Annotated in this window: 1 pseudogene; it reads left to right on the top strand. The window is 78.5% G+C overall.

Annotated features, from left to right (window positions below):
- Positions 1–470, top strand: a pseudogene (locus tag G3I53_RS09185) (cation-translocating P-type ATPase); the annotation flags it as partial.

The raw sequence follows: 470 nt of genomic DNA, 5'->3' as shown, positions 1-470 counted from the left end.
GCGAGGTCCGCGTCGCCGCCGCCGCACTGCTGCTGAACGCGGCCGGCGCCGCCGGAGCCCTGGCCGGCCGGTCCCTGCGCCTGCCCCGCACCCCGAAGACCGTCACCGCCACCGTCACCCTGCTGCGCGAGAACCCCCGGTTCAAGGCGATGCTGCGGCGCCGGCTCGGCAGGAGCGGCATGGAACTCGTCCTGGCCGCCGCCAACGCCGCCGCGCACGGCGCGGGCCAGTCCCCGGTGTCCCTCGTCCTCGACGGACTGCTGCGCGCCGGCCAGCTGGCCGAGGCGACGGCCAGGGCCGCCGCCTTCGAGGCCCTGCACGACGACCTCTGCCGGGAGCAGCGCACCAGCCTGCCCCCGCCCGAGGGCGTCCGCCCGCCGCTGCGGGTGACACCGGCCCAGGAATACGCGGCCAACGCCGGCACCGGCAGCGTCGCGGGCGCCGCCGCCACCCTGCTGGTCACCCACGAC

This window comes from Streptomyces sp. SID14436 (assembly GCF_010548465.1).
In the GTDB taxonomy this organism is placed as follows: domain Bacteria; phylum Actinomycetota; class Actinomycetes; order Streptomycetales; family Streptomycetaceae; genus Streptomyces.
Note: the sequence above shows the minus strand (reverse complement) of the source record. Positions and strands in the feature narration are given on the sequence as shown.